This is a genomic window from Ruegeria sp. BI11 (genome assembly GCF_056538005.1).
Genome location: NZ_JBQFSM010000004.1, coordinates 44,748 through 63,388 on the forward strand (window position 1 = coordinate 44,748; position 18,641 = coordinate 63,388).

General features: G+C 56.7%; 19 protein-coding genes. 8 read left to right on the forward strand and 11 right to left on the reverse strand.

The genetic code is table 11. The features are described 5' to 3' along the window. Positions 1-18: 18 nt before the first annotated feature. On the forward strand, positions 19-912 hold the full coding sequence (locus ACR0DT_RS10730) for a ParB/RepB/Spo0J family partition protein (protein ID WP_480710730.1): 894 nt from the start codon (positions 19-21) through the stop codon (positions 910-912). Here ACR0DT_RS10730 and ACR0DT_RS10735 read toward each other — a convergent pair. Genes ACR0DT_RS10735 through rph form a run of 4 tightly spaced genes read right to left on the reverse strand, consistent with a single transcriptional unit; the run spans position 902 to position 3,727 of the window. After that, a complete protein-coding gene (locus ACR0DT_RS10735) occupies positions 902-1,255 on the reverse strand; it encodes a YbaN family protein (protein WP_480710731.1) in 354 nt (117 codons plus the stop codon). The two genes, ACR0DT_RS10730 and ACR0DT_RS10735, sit on opposite strands and share 11 nt — an antisense overlap. Positions 1,256-1,258: 3 nt before the next feature. Then, the gene (gene hemW, locus ACR0DT_RS10740) at positions 1,259-2,413 is read right to left on the reverse strand and encodes a radical SAM family heme chaperone HemW (RefSeq protein WP_480710732.1); all 1,155 of its coding nucleotides are present in this window, start codon (positions 2,411-2,413) and stop codon (positions 1,259-1,261) included. Then, entirely contained in the window at positions 2,403-3,017 is a 615-nt protein-coding gene (rdgB, locus tag ACR0DT_RS10745; protein ID WP_480710733.1) for an RdgB/HAM1 family non-canonical purine NTP pyrophosphatase, read from the reverse strand. The genes hemW and rdgB overlap by 11 nt, the downstream gene beginning before the upstream one ends. Beyond that, the gene (gene rph / locus ACR0DT_RS10750; RefSeq protein ID WP_480710734.1) at positions 3,014-3,727 is read right to left on the reverse strand and encodes a ribonuclease PH; all 714 of its coding nucleotides are present in this window, start codon (positions 3,725-3,727) and stop codon (positions 3,014-3,016) included. The genes rdgB and rph overlap by 4 nt, the downstream gene beginning before the upstream one ends. A 112-nt stretch (positions 3,728-3,839) precedes the next feature. Between rph and hrcA the strand changes: the two genes are divergently transcribed. Together hrcA and ACR0DT_RS10760 are read left to right on the forward strand one after the other, a co-directional pair. Then, complete coding sequence (gene hrcA / locus ACR0DT_RS10755; protein WP_480710735.1) at positions 3,840-4,904, forward strand: heat-inducible transcriptional repressor HrcA; 1,065 nt, start codon at positions 3,840-3,842, stop codon at positions 4,902-4,904. Between the two features lie 10 nt (positions 4,905-4,914). Next, positions 4,915-5,478: a nucleotide exchange factor GrpE gene (locus ACR0DT_RS10760; RefSeq protein ID WP_480710736.1), complete on the forward strand. Its 564-nt coding sequence runs from the start codon at positions 4,915-4,917 to the stop codon at positions 5,476-5,478. 31 nt (positions 5,479-5,509) lie between these two features. Here the strand turns inward: ACR0DT_RS10760 and mutS are convergent, their stop codons facing one another. Then, entirely contained in the window at positions 5,510-8,125 is a 2,616-nt protein-coding gene (gene mutS / locus ACR0DT_RS10765) for a DNA mismatch repair protein MutS (RefSeq protein WP_480711020.1), read from the reverse strand. Positions 8,126-8,287: 162 nt separating this feature from the next. Here mutS and ACR0DT_RS10770 point away from each other — a divergent pair, with 162 nt between their 5' ends. Then, a complete protein-coding gene (locus ACR0DT_RS10770) occupies positions 8,288-10,543 on the forward strand; it encodes an NADP-dependent malic enzyme (protein ID WP_480710737.1) in 2,256 nt (751 codons plus the stop codon). Positions 10,544-10,546: 3 nt separating this feature from the next. Continuing rightward, positions 10,547-11,416 (forward strand): ribokinase, encoded by an 870-nt coding sequence (locus tag ACR0DT_RS10775; RefSeq protein ID WP_480710738.1) that lies wholly within the window; start codon positions 10,547-10,549, stop codon positions 11,414-11,416. Here the strand turns inward: ACR0DT_RS10775 and msrA are convergent. The 4 genes from msrA to ACR0DT_RS10795 form a co-directional block, all read right to left on the reverse strand. Beyond that, positions 11,413-12,084 (reverse strand): peptide-methionine (S)-S-oxide reductase MsrA, encoded by a 672-nt coding sequence (gene msrA / locus ACR0DT_RS10780; protein WP_480710739.1) that lies wholly within the window; start codon positions 12,082-12,084, stop codon positions 11,413-11,415. The two genes, ACR0DT_RS10775 and msrA, sit on opposite strands and share 4 nt — an antisense overlap. Positions 12,085-12,181: 97 nt before the next feature. Further along, positions 12,182-12,463 (reverse strand): SCP2 sterol-binding domain-containing protein, encoded by a 282-nt coding sequence (locus ACR0DT_RS10785; RefSeq protein WP_480710740.1) that lies wholly within the window; start codon positions 12,461-12,463, stop codon positions 12,182-12,184. 78 nt (positions 12,464-12,541) lie between these two features. Then, positions 12,542-12,982, reverse strand: coding sequence for a DUF1810 domain-containing protein (locus ACR0DT_RS10790; protein ID WP_480710741.1), 441 nt, complete (start codon positions 12,980-12,982; stop codon positions 12,542-12,544). After that, complete coding sequence (locus ACR0DT_RS10795; protein ID WP_480710742.1) at positions 12,979-14,205, reverse strand: argininosuccinate synthase; 1,227 nt, start codon at positions 14,203-14,205, stop codon at positions 12,979-12,981. The genes ACR0DT_RS10790 and ACR0DT_RS10795 overlap by 4 nt, the downstream gene beginning before the upstream one ends. Before the next feature lie 171 nt (positions 14,206-14,376). Here ACR0DT_RS10795 and ACR0DT_RS10800 point away from each other — a divergent pair, with 171 nt between their 5' ends. Beyond that, the gene (locus ACR0DT_RS10800; RefSeq protein ID WP_480710743.1) at positions 14,377-15,120 is read left to right on the forward strand and encodes a hypothetical protein; all 744 of its coding nucleotides are present in this window, start codon (positions 14,377-14,379) and stop codon (positions 15,118-15,120) included. 59 nt (positions 15,121-15,179) lie between these two features. Continuing rightward, positions 15,180-16,406, forward strand: coding sequence for a threonine ammonia-lyase IlvA (ilvA, locus tag ACR0DT_RS10805; protein ID WP_480710744.1), 1,227 nt, complete (start codon positions 15,180-15,182; stop codon positions 16,404-16,406). On the opposite strand, the gene ACR0DT_RS10810 is transcribed toward ilvA, so the two are convergent. Continuing rightward, on the reverse strand, positions 16,403-16,732 hold the full coding sequence (locus tag ACR0DT_RS10810; RefSeq protein ID WP_480710745.1) for an Hpt domain-containing protein: 330 nt from the start codon (positions 16,730-16,732) through the stop codon (positions 16,403-16,405). The two genes, ilvA and ACR0DT_RS10810, sit on opposite strands and share 4 nt — an antisense overlap. Before the next feature lie 156 nt (positions 16,733-16,888). On the opposite strand from ACR0DT_RS10810, the gene ACR0DT_RS10815 reads away from it, so the two are divergent. Beyond that, positions 16,889-18,160: a PP2C family protein-serine/threonine phosphatase gene (locus tag ACR0DT_RS10815; protein ID WP_480710746.1), complete on the forward strand. Its 1,272-nt coding sequence runs from the start codon at positions 16,889-16,891 to the stop codon at positions 18,158-18,160. Here the strand turns inward: ACR0DT_RS10815 and ACR0DT_RS10820 are convergent. Further along, positions 18,157-18,603: an NUDIX hydrolase gene (locus ACR0DT_RS10820; protein ID WP_480710747.1), complete on the reverse strand. Its 447-nt coding sequence runs from the start codon at positions 18,601-18,603 to the stop codon at positions 18,157-18,159. The genes ACR0DT_RS10815 and ACR0DT_RS10820 overlap by 4 nt on opposite strands. Positions 18,604-18,641 lie beyond the last annotated feature (38 nt).

Genomic DNA, 18,641 nt, shown 5'->3' on the forward strand with positions numbered 1-18,641 from the left:
GGCAGTGAGGAGGGATCAGTGGCTGTCAAAAAATCAAAACCTCGAGGTTTAGGCCGGGGCCTTTCTGCGCTGATGGCGGACGTGACGCAGGAAGTCGAAGGTCTGGCGCCAACTGAACCGCGACGACCGGATATGAAAGTTCCGATCGAGAAGTTGCGGGCCAATCCCAACCAGCCACGCCGGACGTTCTCAGCGGATCAGTTGGATGAGCTTGCAGCCTCGGTCAAAGAAAAGGGTATTATCCAGCCATTGATTGTTCGGGAAATCAGCGGTGGTGGATATGAAATCGTTGCCGGTGAACGCCGATGGCGCGCGGCTCAGATGGCGCAGTTGCACGATATTCCGGTCATTGTGCGCGAATTCGACGACACAGAGGTGTTGGAAGTCGCCATCATCGAGAATATTCAACGAGCCGACCTGAATGCTGTCGAAGAAGCGGCCGGCTATAAGCAGTTGATGGATAAGTTCGGTCATACGCAGGAGAAACTGGCCGAAGCCTTGGGTAAAAGTCGCAGTCACATTGCGAACCTGTTGCGGTTGTTGTCCTTGCCGATGGATGTTCAAACGCTGGTTATCGAAGGTAAACTATCTGCTGGCCACGCCCGGGCGTTGATTACAGCGGAAAACCCATCAGAACTGGCTAAAATCGTGGTGCGGGACGGGCTTTCGGTTCGCGCGACCGAAGCATTGGTGAAAAAACAGCAAGCAGATCCAGCGAAATCTGCCCCCCGGTCTCGAAATCTGGATGAGGGCAAAGACGCGGATACACGGGCGTTGGAAAAGGATCTGTCGGCAATTTTGGCGATGAAGGTGGCAATTAACCACAAGGCGGGAACCGAAACCGGGCAAGTAGTGCTGACCTATGAAAATCTGGATCAGTTGGACGATCTTTGCGCCAAACTTAGCCGTTAGGCCGGGACCAGATAAACAACATCACAGCGCTCAAAACCACAGCCTGAATGATCAGGACATGAGAGGGTAGAGTTAATAGAACCGACAATCCAAACACGGCGGCGACCGAAATGGTTGCCGCCTTTTTTGCGCCTGGACGAATAGCGCCAGAAGATTGCCAGTCTACGATCAAGGGGCCGAAGGTACGGTGTGAAATGAGCCAGTTGTGCAGGCGAGAGGAAGAACGGGCAAAGAAAAACGCGGCCAACAATAAGAAAGGAACTGTCGGTAACAAAGGTAGGACGACGCCAACCATGGCGAAGCCAACGCAAATCAAACCCAAAGTGGCCCAAACGTACTGCATCATCTATCCCAGAAGTTCCCGGATCACCGCATTTAGAACGGCACGCCCGTCTTTGGTGGCAATCAGCCGACCGTCTGTCTGTTCGATCATTCCGAGTTCATTCAGATCAGACAGCATTTCCTGCGATAACGAATGGTCTGCTAAGGCGTTGTATCTGTCAATATTTAGACCATCTTTAACTCTTAAACCCATCATAAGGTATTCGTTGGCTTGGTCTTGTGTTGAAAGATGCGACCGCTCTTTTTCTCCGCTGCCTTTGCTGACGGCGGTCAGCCAGGCGTTGGGGGAAAGATAGGTCTCTGTCGCCATTTTCCGACCATTTAGCGTGATCCGCCCATGGGCCCCAGGTCCGATGCCGACATAGTCACCATAACGCCAATAGATCAAGTTGTGCTGGGATTCGGCCCCGGGTCGTGCGTGGTTTGAAACCTCATAGGCAGGCAAACCGTGCGCCTCACAAATATCCTGAGTGGCCAGATACATGTCGGCTGCACTGTCATCTTCGGGCAAGCCACGCAGCTTTCCAATGGCGTATCGGTCACCAAAGGCGGTGCCGTCCTCGATAGTCAGTTGATACAGCGACAGGTGATCGACGGCCATCGTCAGGGCTTCAGTCAGTTCAGATCGCCAGTCTTCGAGGGTTTGGTGTTGTCGGGCGTAGATCAGGTCAAAACTGACTCTATCAAAGCAATTCCGGGCGATATCAAAGGCGGAACGGGCCTCGGCCACAGTGTGAATGCGGCCCAATCGGCGCAGATCTTCATCATTGAGCGCCTGAACCCCCATCGAGATGCGATTCACCCCAGCGTCCCGATAAGCAGCAAAGCGGCCCGCTTCGACCGAGCCGGGGTTAGCTTCTAGCGTGATTTCCATGTCATTGGCCGGACGCCATAGGGCGCGGGCTTGATCAATGATGGCGTCAACCGTGTCGGGGTCCATCAGGGACGGCGTGCCGCCGCCAAAAAAGATCGTGTTCAAAACCCGGTCAGGTGTTTCGGCAGCCGAGCGACGCAGTTCACCTAAATACGCGTTAAGCCATTGTTTTTGATTAATATTACGTGAAACATGGCTGTTGAAGTCGCAATAAGGGCACTTGGCCTCGCAAAAAGGCCAATGCACGTAAAGGCCAAAGCCCCCGTTGCGCCAATCATCCGCCAAAACAGCCTTTCACGAACATCTCCACCGCGCGGCCGCGATGGCTGATCTTGTTCTTTTCCCAGCGATCCATCTCGGCAAAGGTAATGTCGTAGCCGTCAGGGACAAACATCGGATCATAGCCGAACCCGTCTTTGCCACGGATAGGCCAGACCAGATGACCGGGGGCGATACCTTCGAATACCTCGTCATGCCCGTCGGGCCAAGCCAGCACCAAAGTGCACCGAAACTGGGCAGTACGCGGGTGGGCGGCACTTTTCGCTTCCAACTCATTGTGCGCGCGGGTCATGGCCATCAGAAAATCGCGGCCATCACCGGTTTCGGCCCAATCCGCAGTGTAAACGCCCGGAGCGCCATCCAGCGCATCAATGGTAATTCCGGAATCATCCGACAGGGCAGGCAAGCCAGTGGCCTTGGCAGCGGCATGGGCCTTGATCCGGGCGTTACCGACGAACGTGTCTTCGGTCTCTTCCGGTTCGGGTAGGTTCATCTCACCCGCGCCAACCACGGTCACACCAAAGGGTTCGAGGAGATGTTTCATCTCTTCGAGTTTGCCTTTGTTATGCGTGGCTACCAGCAGCCTGTCGCCGTCGAACTTGCGGGTCATGCCGTCGCGGCTTTCTGGGCAGCAGCTAGTTCGCTAACGCCTTTTTCAGCCAGGTCCATCAGTTGGTCCATCTGCGCGCGGCTGAAGACCGACCCTTCGGCGCTCATCTGCACTTCGATCAGTTTACCCGAGCCGGTCATGATGAAATTGCCATCCACGCCCGCTTCGCTGTCTTCCGGATAGTCCAGATCCAGCACGGGCTGGCCCGCATAGATACCACAAGATACGGCTGCAACAGGGTCTATTAAAGGGTCCGAGATCACATCGCCAGCCTTCATCAGCTTGTTCACCGCCAAACGCAGAGCAACCCAACCGCCAGTGATCGAAGCGCAGCGGGTTCCGCCATCGGCCTGGATCACATCACAGTCGACGGTGATCTGACGTTCGCCTAAGGCAACGCGATCCACACCCGCGCGCAGGGCACGGCCAATCAGGCGCTGGATTTCGACTGTGCGGCCACCTTGCTTGCCTGATGCCGCCTCGCGCCGCATCCGAGTGTTGGTTGCGCGAGGTAGCATACCGTATTCAGCGGTGACCCAGCCCAGACCCGTACCCTTAATGAAAGGCGGCACGCGATCCTCGATCGTGGCGGTGCACAGCACATGGGTATCGCCCATTTTAATCAGGCAGGAACCTTCGGCATGTTTGGTGAACCCCGTTTCGATTGAAACGGCGCGCATTTCGCTTAAATCTCGTCCTGAGGGTCGCATGGAAAATCCTTTGTTTGCTGGGTTGGGGATAACGCCCCCTTGGCTTAGGATGCAACCCCGATTGACCTTTCATATGCCTGCGATTTAATGACGGCCCAGCAGGGGACCGCTGATGAGCGAAGCGAGCAAAATTCTAAATGAGATGAATGACCGGTCACGTGAAGTGTTCCGGCTGATCGTCGAAAGCTATCTGGACAGCGGTGAGCCCGTTGGCAGCCGCACCCTGACCCGCACCCTGTCGGAAAAGGTCAGCGCCGCCACCGTGCGCAATGTAATGCAGGATCTGGAGTTTTTGGGCCTGCTTGACAGCCCGCATGTCAGCGCGGGCCGGGTTCCTACGCAGCAAGGTCTGCGGATGTTTGTCGATGGGTTGCTTGAGGTCGGTGATCTGGGTGACGATGACCGCCAGAAACTGGACGAAACATTAGGCTCTAACGCGGGCAATGTGGGTGGAATGCTGGACCGAGTAGGTTCGGCTTTGTCACACGTGACACATGGCGCATCGCTGGTTCTGACCCCCAAGCATGAGTCTGAGATCAAGCATATCGAGTTTGTTTCACTGGCCCATGACCGGGCATTGGTTGTGTTGGTTTTTGCCGATGGTCATGTTGAAAACCGCCTGTTCACGCCACCGCCCGGACAAACGCCGAGCTCAATGCGAGAAGCCGCGAATTTTCTAAACGCTTTGATCGAGGGGCGCACGCTCAGCGAAGTGCGCCGTCAGATGCAAACTCAGATCGATGCGCGCAAACAAGAGATTGATGTACTGGCGCGTGCGATGGTTGAAAGCGGTATGGCGGCTTGGGACGGGGATGGAGGCGACTCGGCCCGCCTGATTGTGCGTGGGAGGGCGAATCTGCTGAATGAACCGGGTCAGGCCGAGGAACTGGACCGAATCCGTACCTTGTTTGATGATCTGGAACGCAAACGTGACATCGCTGAATTCCTTGAATTGGCCGAAGAAGGCGAGGGTGTTCGCATTTTTATTGGTTCTGAGAACAAACTTTTCTCACTTTCGGGTTCCTCTTTGGTGGTGTCTCCATATATGAACGCTGATCGAAAGATAATTGGTGCGGTCGGGGTCATCGGACCCACGCGTCTAAATTATGGACGGATCGTGCCGATCGTGGATTATACGGCGCAACTGGTCGGCAAGCTTATATCCGACCGGAGCTAGAGGGTAAGAGATGGCAGAGCCCAAAGACGAAGATTTCCTGGATGATATCGCAATGGCTGAAGCGGAAGAGTTGGCCGACGAAATCGCCGAGTTCAGCGACGATGCGCTGGAACTGGACGAGCTGCGTGCTGAACGCGACGACTATAAGGACAAGTTCATGCGCGCGCTGGCGGATGCCGAAAACGCGCGTAAGCGTGGCGACAAGGCCCGTCGGGATGCCGAGCAATACGGTGGATCGAAACTGGCCCGCGATATGCTGCCGGTTTACGACAACATGAAACGCGCGCTTGAGGCGGCGACTGATGAGCAGAAAGAGGTTGCTGCCGGTCTGCTGGAAGGCGTTGAACTGACCATGCGGGCCTTGAAGGATGTGTTCCAGAAACACGGAATTCAGGTGATCACACCCGAGGTTGGTGATCGTTTTGATCCGAACGTGCATGAGGCAATGTTCGAAGCGCCAGTTCCGGGCACCCGTGCCGGCGACATCATTCAGGTCTCGGCTGAAGGTTTCATGCTGCACGACCGCCTCCTGCGACCGGCGCAAGTGGGTGTGTCGTCGACACCTGCAAGCTAAGCGGCTTTAAAACCAAGAATTTTTGAGGCGGTCAGGATCTGGCCGCCTCTTTCAATTTATAGATCAGATCCAGCGCCTCACGTGGGCTCAGCTCATCGGGCAAAACGTTGTCCAGTATATCTGTGACCGGTGACTCCTTGGGGGTAGGCGGAGGGGGCGGCGGAGCGGCAGAAAACAGCGGCAGGTCGTCAATCAGCGCCTTTTGTTTGCCGCCTTCACGTTCGGTTTTTTCTAGTTGATCCAGCACAACTCGGGCGCGGTCGACCACGGATGCGGGCAGGCCTGCAAGCTGGGCTACCTGAACGCCATAAGATCGGTCTGCCGCACCTTTATGCACTTCGTGCAGGAAAATGACTTCACCTTCCCATTCCTTGACCGCGACCGTGGCATTGTCGACGCCTACCAGCTTGCCGGCCAGCGCGGTGAGCTCGTGGTAATGGGTAGCGAACAGTGCACGGCATTGGTTCGCTGCGTGTAGGTGTTCCAGCGTGGCCCAGGCGATGGACAGGCCGTCATATGTGGCGGTGCCACGACCGATTTCATCGAGGATCACCAGCGCGCGGTCATCGGCCTGATTCAGGATGGCGGCGGTTTCGACCATTTCCACCATAAAAGTTGAGCGGCCCCGAGCCAGATCATCGGAGGCTCCTACACGGCTGAACAACTGACTGACCACGCCAATATGCGCCTGTTCGGCGGGAACATAACTGCCCATCTGGGCCAGCAGCGCGATCAGGGCGTTCTGGCGTAGGAAGGTCGATTTACCAGCCATGTTGGGGCCGGTCAGCAACCAGACCGCCGCACCTTGATCAGCGCTGAGATCGCAATCGTTGGCGATGAAGGTATCGCCGCTTTGCTGGCGTAGAGCGTGTTCGACGACGGGATGGCGGCCGCCCTGCACGCTAAATGCTCGGGAGGTGTCGACTTGCGGACGGCACCAATTTTCGCCGCGCGCCAGATCGGCCAGTGCGGTGGTCATATCAAGCTCGGCAAGCCCGCGTGCAGCTTGGTTCAGACGTGCAGCAAGGGCTAGAATTTCATCAGAAAGCCTTTGATAGAGCCTTTTTTCAATCTCCAGCGCCAGATTACCCGCGTTCAGGATGCGGGTTTCGATCTCGGACAGCTCCACGGTTGTAAACCGAACCTGATTGGCGGTGGTCTGGCGGTGGATATAGGTCTCAGAGAATGGCGGGTTCAGCATTTTCTCGGCATGCGTGGCCGTGGTTTCGATGAAATAGCCCAGCACGTTGTTGTGCTTAATTTTCAACGAGGTGATGCCAGTGTGTTCCGCGTATTTCTGCTGAAACCCGGCGATGACAGATCGACCCTCGTCGCGCAGGGTACGGGCCTCGTCCAGTTCCGTGTCAAACCCGGGGGCGATGAAACCGCCATCGCGCGCCAGCAGAGGTGGTTCTGCGACCAGGGCTTCGTCCAGTAAGGTTAGAAGTTCGTCGAAGCCGATCAGGTTCTGCACGGCAGTGGCCAGCAGAACCGGCAAATCTTGCATCTCACAGACACCGGCAATTGCTGCTGCTTGCGCCAAGCCGTTGCGGATCGCGGCCAGATCACGCGGGCCACCCCGTTCCAGCGACAGGCGCGACAGGGCACGGTCCAGATCAGGGGTTTTGCGAAGGGCGTCGCGCAGGTCTGATGCGGTAAGGCTGTCCTCTGCCGCAAAGCTCACAGCATCCAATCGCGCATGGATCACGTCCAGATTGCGAGATGGGCTAGAAAGGCGCTGCTCCAACAACCGCGCTCCACCGGGTGTGACGGTGCGGTCGACCACCGACAACAACGATCCGGCGCGACCGCCGGACAAAGACCGGGTCAGTTCCAGATTGCGACGCGTGGCGGCGTCGATCTGAACAACGCGATCCTCAGATTCCTTCAACGGCGTCTGCAGCAGTGGCAATTTGCCCTTTTGCGTGATCTCAAGATAGTCGATCAGCGCACCCATGGCTGAAATCTCGGCCCGTCCGAAACTTCCGAACGCATCCAAGGCGCCCACATGAAACAATCCGCAGATACGTTTTTCCGCCGCCGCGCTGTCGAAGCTGGCCCGCCCGATAGGTGTCAGCGAAATCCCGAGATCACGAACCGGATCTTGCAAATCCTGTTCCGATCCATCGGCCACGATCAACTCGGACGGGGCTAGTCGCGCCAGTTCGGGACTGAGGCGCACAGATGTCAGGGGCATCACGTGAAATGCCCCGGTTGATATATCCGCCCAGGCCAGCGCGGACTCATCCCGAACCTCGGCATAAGCCGCCAGAAAGTTGTGGCGGCGTGCCTCTAACAGGGCATCTTCGGTCAGCGTGCCGGGCGTCACCAGACGCACGACATCACGCTTTACCACCGATTTAGAGCCTCTTTTCTTAGCCTCAGCCGGGCTTTCCATCTGTTCGCAGACGGCGACGCGAAACCCTTTTCGGATCAGGGTCAGCAGGTAACCTTCGGCAGAATGAACCGGCACACCGCACATTGGGATATCGGTGCCGTTATGCTTGCCGCGTTTGGTCAGGGCGATGTCCAGCGCCTCGGCGGCGTTGACGGCATCCTCGAAGAACATCTCATAGAAATCGCCCATACGGTAGAACAGCAGAGCATCGGCATGGGCCTCTTTGATTTCGAGATATTGCGCCATCATCGGCGTGACTGTGGACAAGGCTGACCCCTTCTGGCGTGTTCCGGTCGCGACCTTACAAATCCCGCATCTTCTGTAAAAGCCGAAAACTCATTCTCGTTGAGGCGCGCGTTTTCCTGCGCTATGAGGCGACAGCCCAACAGATGTAAAGAAACGACATATCAGATGCCCAAAGCGAAAATTACCGACGAAGAGGCCTTAGCCTTTCACCTGGACCCCACCCCCGGCAAATGGGAGGTACAAGCTACCGTACCCATGACCACCCAGCGCGATCTGTCGCTGGCCTATAGCCCCGGTGTTGCAGTTCCTTGTGAAGCTATCGCCGCCAACCCGGAAACAGCCTACGATTATACGAACAAGGGCAATCTGGTTGCGGTGATCTCGAACGGTACGGCGGTTCTGGGCCTTGGAAATCTGGGCGCGTTGGGCTCGAAACCGGTGATGGAGGGGAAATCTGTCCTTTTCAAACGGTTTGCCGACGTGAATTCGATTGATATCGAGCTGGACACCGAGGACCCGGATGAATTCTGTCGCGCAGTCAAGCTGATGGGACCGACCTTTGGTGGCATTAATCTGGAAGACATCAAAGCGCCTGAATGTTTCATCATTGAACAGCGCCTGAAGGAAGAGATGGATATTCCCGTCTTCCACGATGATCAGCACGGCACTGCGGTGATCTGTGCGGCAGGTCTGCTGAATGCGCTGCATATTTCGGGTAAAAAGATCGAGGATGTGAAGATCGTCCTGAACGGTGCGGGTGCGGCAGGTATTGCCTGTATCGAACTGCTCAAGGCGATGGGTGCGCGGCATGAAAACTGCATCGTCTGTGACACTAAGGGTGTGATCTATCAGGGCCGGACCGAAGGGATGAACCAGTGGAAATCGGCACACGCCATCACCACTGATCTGCGGACACTGGAAGACGCCATGAACGGCGCGGACGTGTTCCTAGGCGTGTCGGTCAAAGGCGCAGTGACGCAAGACATGGTTGCCAGCATGGCCGACAACCCGGTGATTTTCGCCATGGCAAACCCTGATCCCGAGATCACACCGGAAGAGGCCCATGAGGTGCGCGTGGACGCCATCGTCGCCACTGGGCGCAGCGATTATCCGAACCAAGTCAACAACGTTCTGGGCTTCCCCTACCTGTTCCGGGGTGCGCTGGACATCCATGCCCGCGCCATCAATGACGAAATGAAGATCGCCTGCGCCCATGCGCTGGCGCGTCTGGCGCGCGAGGATGTGCCAGATGAAGTCGCCATGGCATACGGCAAGTCGCTGACCTTCGGTCGCGACTACATCATCCCGACACCGTTTGACCCCCGACTGATCCACCGTATCCCGCCCGCCGTGGCCAAGGCGGGCATGGATACCGGTGCGGCAAGGCGTCCGATCATCGATATGGAGGCTTATGAGCTGAGCCTCAAATCCCGCATGGACCCGACCGCCAGCATCCTGCGCGGCCTGAACGCTCGCGCCCGTCAGGCGCAAAGCCGCATGATCTTTGCTGAGGGCGATGATCCGCGCGTGCTGCGCGCTGCGGTCACCTATCAGCGCTCTGGCTTTGGCAAGGCTTTGGTTGTCGGTCGACCCGATGACGTGAAACAAAAGCTTGAAGAGGCTGGATTGGGCGATGCTGTGCGCGAGCTGGAAGTTGTGAACGCAGCCAACACCTCGCATCTCGAGACCTATACGGATTTCCTGTATAACCGCCTGCAGCGTAAAGGATTTGACCGCAAGGACATTCACCGCTTGGCCGCGCGCGACCGGCATGTTTTCTCGTGCTTGATGCTGGCGCATGGACATGGCGATGGTATGGTCACCGGGGCCACACGGAAATCGGCGCATGTGCTGGACCGGATCAACCACGTATTTGACGCCGACAAAGCGCACGGCGCGGTGGGTGTGACTGCGTTATTGCACAAAGGGCGGATCGTGCTGATCGGCGATACGCTGGTGCATGAATGGCCGGATGAAAATGACCTGGCTAATATCGCCGAACGCTCAGCTGCTGTGGCCCGTCACATGGGGCTTGAGCCGCGCGTGGCGTTCGTCAGCTTCTCGACCTTTGGTTATCCGGTGTCGGAACGGGCCGAGAAGATGCACCGCGCCCCAGCTGTTTTGGATCAGCGCAATGTCGACTTCGAATACGAAGGCGAGATGACCGTGGATGTAGCCTTGAACGAGGATCAACAGGCGAGCTACCCGTTCCAGCGACTGACCGGCCCAGCAAATATCCTGATCGTGCCGGCGCGGCACTCGGCGTCGATTTCGACCAAGTTGATGCAGGAAATGGGTGGGGCCACTGTGATCGGTCCGATCCTGTCGGGCATCGATAAGCCGATCCAGATCTGTTCGACCGGGTCGACGGCGAACGATATCCTGAACATGGCCATTCTGGCCTCGTGCGATATAGCTTAATCCATGACGATCTGGAACCTAGGCTCGATCAACGCGGACATGATCTATGAGGTACCGCACTTGCCCGGACCGGGAGAGACGCTTTCGGCCAATCGGCTGGACCGGTATCTTGGCGGCAAAGGGGCGAATATGTCCGTGGCCGCTGCCCGGGCCGGGGCGCAAGTGGCCCATATCGGGGCCGTGGGTCCCGATGGGCGCTGGGCGCAGGATCGTCTGACGGAATATGGCGTGGACACGCGCCATATCTCCGGGGTCGAGGTTTCGACCGGTCACGCAATTATTGCGGTGGACGCACAAGGTGAAAACAACATCATCCTGTTCCCTGGTTCAAACCACGCCATCTCGCAGGATCAGTTGGGGCAAGCGTTATCCTCGGCCCAGCAAGGCGATTTGTTGGTGATGCAGAATGAAACCAACCTGCAGGTCGAAGCAGCAAAGATGGGCCGGGATCTGGGGCTGACAGTCTGTTACGCCGCTGCACCGTTTCAAGCCGATGCGGTTCAGACTGTATTGCCGTTTCTGGATTTCCTGATTCTGAATGAGATCGAGGCTGAACAGCTGAGGCAGGCAACCGGGCAATCCGTCACCGACCTTGAGGTCGAGCATGTGATTGTCACTTTGGGGTCGAAAGGCGCGCGGTATTACCATCACGGCGTGGCTACGGATTTTCCGGCGCATAAGGTGAAGGCCGTGGATACCACCGGCGCGGGGGATACCTTTACAGGTTATGTTCTGGCTGGAATGGATCGCGGGATGCCGATGGCACAGGTTGTTTCACAAGCGAACCGTGCCGCGGCCCTGATGGTCACGCGGCACGGCACAGCTGATGTAATTCCCGACCTCAAAGAGGTGCGCGAGGCGCGGTTCGATTAAGATCCCGTAAAGGGTGCGTCGCTGCCCCACAGTTGCTTGACCCGGTCGTCACGCCCGCAGGCTTTGCGATAAGCTTTATAGGCGCTGTGTTGGCGCTTGGGGCCAAAGCGGGTCAGGACCAGCTTGTTCCCTTTGTAGTAATCCTGGTGGTAGGCCTCGGCCGGATAGAATGCGCCTTGCTGCAGGATCGGAGTCACGATCTGCTGACCCAGCGCGTTCTGGGCATTGGTCTTGGCTTGCTGCGCCAACGCTTTTTCCCCTGCGTTAGAGACGAAAATCGCAGTACGATAGCTGTCACCTCGGTCACAGAATTGACCGCCTGCATCCGTCGGGTCAACCGAGCGGAAGAACATGCTCAGCAGGGTTTCACGGGAAACGCGTGTCGGGTCAAAAGTGATTTGAACCGCCTCGTAATGGCCGGTGCCGCCTTTGGTGACCTGATCATAGGTCGGGTTTGCGGTTGTGCCGCCAGTAAAGCCTGACACGGCCCCGGTAACGCCTGGAACGGATTCGAAATCGGATTCGACGCACCAGAAACAGCCTCCCGCAACCGTCAGGGTCTCAGAGCCGGCAGCGGGCGCAGGGGCGGCGCGCAGCAGGGCGATAAGTGCGATCAGAGAGAACAGAAGCGTGGGTTTGAAATAATCGAGATAGGCGATGCGGGTCATGGCAGGTCTCCTTTTCGGGATCAGGCTGCCCTGACTTATGCGCTGGCGCAATCCGCTGACATGGTTTGTCACGGGGTGGTGAGACGAGTTTATCGTCCTAGCCCAAAAGCTGCCCCAACTTCATTGCCACGCCCATATTGCCCGAAATCTTGAGCTTGCCCAACGCCACACCGGTCATCGGATTCAACTTGCCGGTCAGCAATTTGGTCAGGTTGTCCTGCGAAATGCGGATGGTGCAATCGGTGTCGCGATCCTGCGTAGTGGCCTGATTGTCGGCCAGAACAATCACACCCGCGTCGCCGCAATCGAATTTCAATGAGCCCTCAAAGCTTTTGCCATTTAAACCCTGCTGAATGCCATTGGCGATGTCCTGAAGCATCTTCGTCCCCTCACAATTTACGTATGCGTAAAGAGAATGGACGTTCTTGTGCAAGGGTGACCCAACTGGACCCTGCAGTCATGAAGTCTGCAAAATCTGCAGAGTCCGCGCACAAGGTTGCCCGGCATAGAAGGCATCAAGTACCGCCTGAAACTCCGGCGGAGCACCGGGAACGGATGAAAACAGCGTCATGGACGACCGTAATTTCTTTGCGTCGATCCCACCAAGAATATCGCTGGACTCGCGACCGTTGTGCCGCAGCATCAGCCCTGCAACCTCAGTCAGGCGTTGACGGAGTTCGGAGTGATTTAGATAGGCCTTGGCCTCATCCAAATCCTCGATCCCATAAAGCTGTGCCATGTGGGATCGGCCAAGTTCGGCTAGTTGCGGAAATACAAACCACATCCAGTGGCTGGTTTTCTGCCCTTGTTCCAATTCGCGCAGGACGTCGGACCAGACCGCGTCCTGCGCCTCGATGAACAGATCGAGTTCGTCGTTGATATCGTCGTCGTCGGTCACTTGGACAAACGCTTGTCACGCGCTGCCAGCAGTTTCAGGCGCAGCGCATTCAGTTGAATGAAACCGGCCGCGTCTGTCTGATCATAGGCGCCCGCGTCTTCTTCAAAGGTCACATGTGCTTCGGAATACAGCGAGTGATCCGACCAGCGGCCCACGGTCGAAGCCAAACCTTTGTACAGTTTCACACGAACAGTGCCGGTGACATGTTCCTGAGATTTGTCGATGGCGGCCTGCAGCATCTCGCGTTCGGGCGAGTACCAGAAACCGTTATAAATCAGCTCTGCATATTGCGGCATCAGCTGATCTTTCAGGTGCATTGCGCCGCGGTCCATGGTGATGGATTCAATGCCGCGATGCGCTTCCAGCAGGATTGTGCCGCCCGGGGTTTCGTAGATGCCGCGCGACTTCATACCAACGAAACGGCCTTCGACAAGATCGAGACGGCCAATGCCATGCTTGCCGCCATACTCATTCAGCTTGGTCAGGATGGTTGCCGGGCTCATCGCCTCGCCATTGATGCTGACGGCGTCGCCTTTTTCAAAGCCGATCTCGATGAACTCAGGCTCGTTCGGCGCATCCTCGGGGTGCACGGTGCGCTGATAGACATAGTCGGGCGCCATATCGGCAGGGTCTTCCAGAACCTTACCTTCGGACGAGGTGTGCAGCAGGTTGGCATCGACCGAGAAGGGCGCCTCGCCGCGTTTGTCCTTGGCGATCGGAATCTGGTTCGCTTCGGCAAATTCCAGCAGCTTGGTGCGGCTGGTCAGGTCCCATTCACGCCACGGAGCGATCACCTTGATGTCGGGGTTCAGCGCGTAAGCGGCCAGTTCGAAGCGAACTTGATCGTTGCCCTTGCCGGTTGCACCATGGGCGACAGCGTCAGCACCGGTTGCTTCAGCAATCTCAACCAGACGTTTCGAGATCAGCGGCCGCGCGATCGACGTGCCCAGCAGGTACAGACCTTCATAAACCGCATTGGCGCGGAACATCGGGAAAACGAAGTCGCGAACGAATTCTTCGCGGATGTCCTCGATATAAATGTTCTCGGGCTTGATCCCCAGCAGCTCGGCTTTTTTGCGGGCAGGCTCAAGCTCTTCACCCTGACCCAGATCGGCGGTGAAGGTAACGACCTCACACCCATACTCGGTCTGCAACCATTTCAGGATGATCGAGGTATCAAGGCCACCGGAATAGGCCAGAACAACTTTCTTGGGCGCGGACATCTGACTTCCCCTTATGCGTAAGACGATTGGCCCCTAACGGGTTTTGAACGTGGGGGCAAGTTATCTGCGTTGACCTGAGGAGGGAATTGGGATGAAACAGGCGGAAAGAGAACAAGGATTGGTTGAGAGGGCAGTTTTCGGATGTTGGGTTGGAAGATTTTGAAGCACGCAATGCAGATGGTTCTGAGAAACTTACCGGCAGTTTTTCGGATTTTTTGGGCTCCAACTGTGTTGAGTATCTTAGTACTGGCCGCATTTGTTTACGTGTCGGGGTTGGGCGAGTTTTTGGTTTGGGGTGAACACGTAAATGTCCCGGCAGATAAGCTTCCTCGGTTTACCCTGTTGTGGGGCATAGCCGTTTGGATTGTGACGGCAGTCATTGGTGCGTGGGGTATAACGACTTGGCACCGATTCATTCTTCTCGAAGATTTTTCTTCAGGGCTTATTCCAGAATTTAATACAGGCAGGGCTGTTGGATATATATTCCGACTCTTCCTTCTCGGACTAATCGCTTTGATAATTATCCTCCCTGTGGGATTTGTTTTGATGGCGGTCGTTCAGGCCGCATGGCCCGTTGGTCTTGCCTTGCTTGTTGCATTTTTGTTTTTGCTTGGCGTGTTGATGTTGAGGTGGTCGCTTATCCTTCCAGCTTTTGCGGTTGGTAACCCCTTGACCATGTCTGAAAGCTGGAAATGGTGGGAAACCATCGGCAACCCAGGGCGGACCGCTTTGGGATTGGTTTTCTTTTACGTGATCGTGCAGTTCTTGATCGGGCTGGTCGTGGAGGCCTTCCAATTCTCGCCAGCACTGCACGGTGTTCTGTCACTTGTAGTACAAGTATTCTTTGCGATCTTGAATGTCAGTATCCTGACAACCTTGTATGGGTACATCGTTGAAAAACGGGAACTGGCCTAACCGCCCGTACACATATGTATTCCTTGCCCTTTCGGCGGTGATGCGGCAGTGAAACGGTCATGAGTGATTTCATGACCCGCGCCCGCGCCGCCGAACAGGCGATGCGCACTGTTTTTCCTGCAACGCCTCTGCAGCGGAATGCCCATTTGTCGGACCGTTTTGGCACGGATATCTGGCTCAAGCGGGAAGATCTCAGCCCGGTGCGATCGTATAAAATCCGTGGCGCGTTCAACGCCATGCGTAAGCAGCAGGGGCAAGAGCTGTTTGTATGCGCCAGCGCGGGCAATCATGCGCAGGGCGTGGCTTATATGTGCAAGCACCTGAACGTGCGCGGCGTGATCTTCATGCCAGTGACGACCCCGCAGCAGAAAATCCAGAAGACCCGCATCTTCGGCGGCGACAATATCGAAGTGCACCTGACCGGAGACTATTTCGACGACACGCTGGCCGCTGCGCAGACGTGGTGTGCGGAACAGGGTGGGCATTTCCTGTCGCCTTTCGACGATGAGGATGTGATCGAAGGGCAGGCCTCACTGGCCGTTGAGATTGAGGAGCAGTTGGGAAGTGTCCCCGATCACGTTATCCTGCCGGTGGGCGGGGGCGGCATGTCGTCAGGCGTGGCAACATGGTTTGGGGATCGGACCCATTGCCTGTTTGTCGAACCCAAAGGCGGGGCATGCCTGCACGCGGCCATGGCTGCTGGGCATCCGGTGGCGCTGGATCAGATTGACAATTTTGTCGATGGTGCAGCGGTCGGGAAGATCGGTGCGAAACCGTTTGAACTGCTCAAGGATCGTCACCTGTCCGACGTACTGGTGCTGTCCGAAGACCGCATCTGCACCACAATGATCGAGATGTTGAATGTCGAAGGCATCGTGCTCGAGCCCGCAGGCGCCCTGGCGATCGAGGCGGTGACCGATGTGCAAAGCTTTATCCGCGGCAAGACCGTTGTCTGCGTTACTTCGGGCGGGAATTTCGATTTCGAACGTCTGCCCGAGGTCAAGGAGCGGGCGCAGCGGTATTCCGGCGTCAAGAAATATTTCATCCTGCGCCTGCCGCAGCGCCCCGGCGCGCTGAAAGAGTTTCTGGGCATTCTCGGCCCCGAAGACGATATCGCCCGGTTCGAATACATGAAAAAATCTGCGCGTAATTTCGGCTCGGTCCTGATTGGTATTGAAACCCGTAAGCCTGAAAATTTCGCCCGCTTGTTCGCCCATCTGGACGAGGCTGGCTTTACTTATACCGACATTACCGAAGATGAGACTTTGGCGCAGTTCGTGATCTAGGACAGGTTCGCGGCTTTTTCGGCCAGAAACACGGCTTTGGAGTCGTCATACACCGCCAGGATGACAGGCAAATCGACGTCATCAGCCTTGCCTGCTGCAGCATTTCGTTCGGCATCCTGACAGAGTTTGGAAAACTGGTCGAAACCCAGGCTCAACGCGCTGCCTTTGAGGAAATGCATGTTCTGCTCGAACGCAAGTCGAGTCGTATCTTGGTGCAGCCGGTCGATAGTTTCTTGCACTTCGTCAAGAAAGATCTGTACCACATCTTCGAATTCGCTGGCGCCGACCTCATCCCGCAGCTGTCTGACCCTTGACCAGTCGATCATGTTCGGCCTCTCCACACATATCGCGACCTGACTTGAGTAACCCACGGCAGGTAAAGAGCGGGTTAAGCAATAAGACAAAGACGTCTTCACGGGATGTTAAACTGCCGCGCGTTAGGGTCGCAGGGTTCCGATTAGGTCACAGTGCAGAGGGTTCAGGTGGCAGAGGGCAGTCAGGCAGAGGCCAGGGCAGAGCTGGATTTTGGCGCGATCCAAAAGGTGCTGGTCGTTGATGACAGCCGCCTGCAACGTCGCATTCTGGTGGCCTCGCTGAAGAAATGGGGCTTTGAGGTGCTTGAGGCCGACAATGGTGATGCGGCTATCGAAATGTGCGCCACCGACCCGCCGGATCTGGTGCTCAGCGATTGGGTCATGCCGGGGATGAGTGGGCTGGAGTTTTGTCGCGCCTTCCGGGCGTTGGAAAGTGATCAGTACAGCTATTTCATTCTGCTGACCTCGAAAAGTGAAAAGCAAGAGGTGGCGCGCGGGCTGGACGCGGGCGCCGACGATTTCCTGATCAAACCGCTTGAGGCGGATGAACTCCGCGCTCGGATCTCGGCCGGGGCGCGGATTCTGGATATGCAGCGCGAGCTGTCCGAAAAGAACCGGATGATCGAATCCGCGCTGGAAGAACTGCGCGTTGCGCATGACGCCATCGACAAGGATTTGATTCAGGCCCGGAAAATTCAGGAATCACTGGTCCCTGAACTAAAGCGGGATTTCGGCAATTCTCGGGTCAGCATGCTGCTGAAACCCTGTGGGCACATCGGAGGCGATCTGGTGGGTATGTTCTCGCCTGGGGTCAACCGGCTGGGGTTCTACAGCATTGACGTGTCGGGCCATGGCATCACTTCGGCGATGATGACGGCGCGATTGGGTGGCTATCTGTCCAGCAACCATTTCGATCAGAACGTGGCGATGGAAAAACGTTTTGACAAATTCTATGCGCTGCTGCCGCCCGAACAAGTGGCGGAAATGCTCAATTGCCGCCTGATGGCCGATGCGGGCGTCGAAGAATATTTCACCATGGTTTACGCTATTGTCGACTTGCGCAACGGCCATCTGAAGATGGTGCAGGCTGGTCATCCGCACCCACTTGTTCTGCGTCATGATGGCAGTACCGAATTTCTGGGCGAGGGCGGGCTGCCCATCGGATTGCTGCCCGATGTGTCTTTTCAGCGGATCGAAACCTATCTGCAGCCCGGCGATAAACTGATGCTGTATTCGGATGGTTTTACCGAATGCCGTCTGGCCAATGGAGGTTTGCTGGAAGAAGAAGGCCTGCAGCAGATGGCACGCGATTGCACCCTTGGCCGCAGCGGTACCGAGTTTTTAGACGATATGTTCTGGCGCCTGACACAGGTCATGGCACCGGGCTGCGGCATGGATGACGACGTGTCCGCCGTGTTCTTTGAATATAATGGGACTTAAAGCCTGTTCAGGTGTCGCGTGGCAAAGTGGCGATCCCCTTCGTTGCCCAGCATCTGCACGGCAACGGCGGTGTCCATCCAAAGGGCCTCGTGGAACTTTTCGCGGGGTGGACCCATCGGGCGCACGGGGCGGGCGCTATAGATCATGCAGATTTTCTCGGCCCAGAGGTCATATTCAGGCATATAGGTGAACCGGCGAAAGGCGCCGATCCGGCGGGGCGCTGCGATCAGCCAGCCGGTTTCCTCGAACACTTCGCGGTGCAAGGCGGTAATTGGCGATTCGCCGGGATCGATACCACCGCCTGGCAGCTGTAATTCGGGGTTCTCGCCGTCGTCATACCATGTCACCAACAGGTCCTTTCCCTGCGGTAGCAAGGCATAAACTCCCGGTCTGCGTGTATATGTACGCCCCGTTTCCGGGGTTTCACCGAACCGTCTGATCATGTATGGCCCCTTACAACCCAATCTGTTCGACCTATATG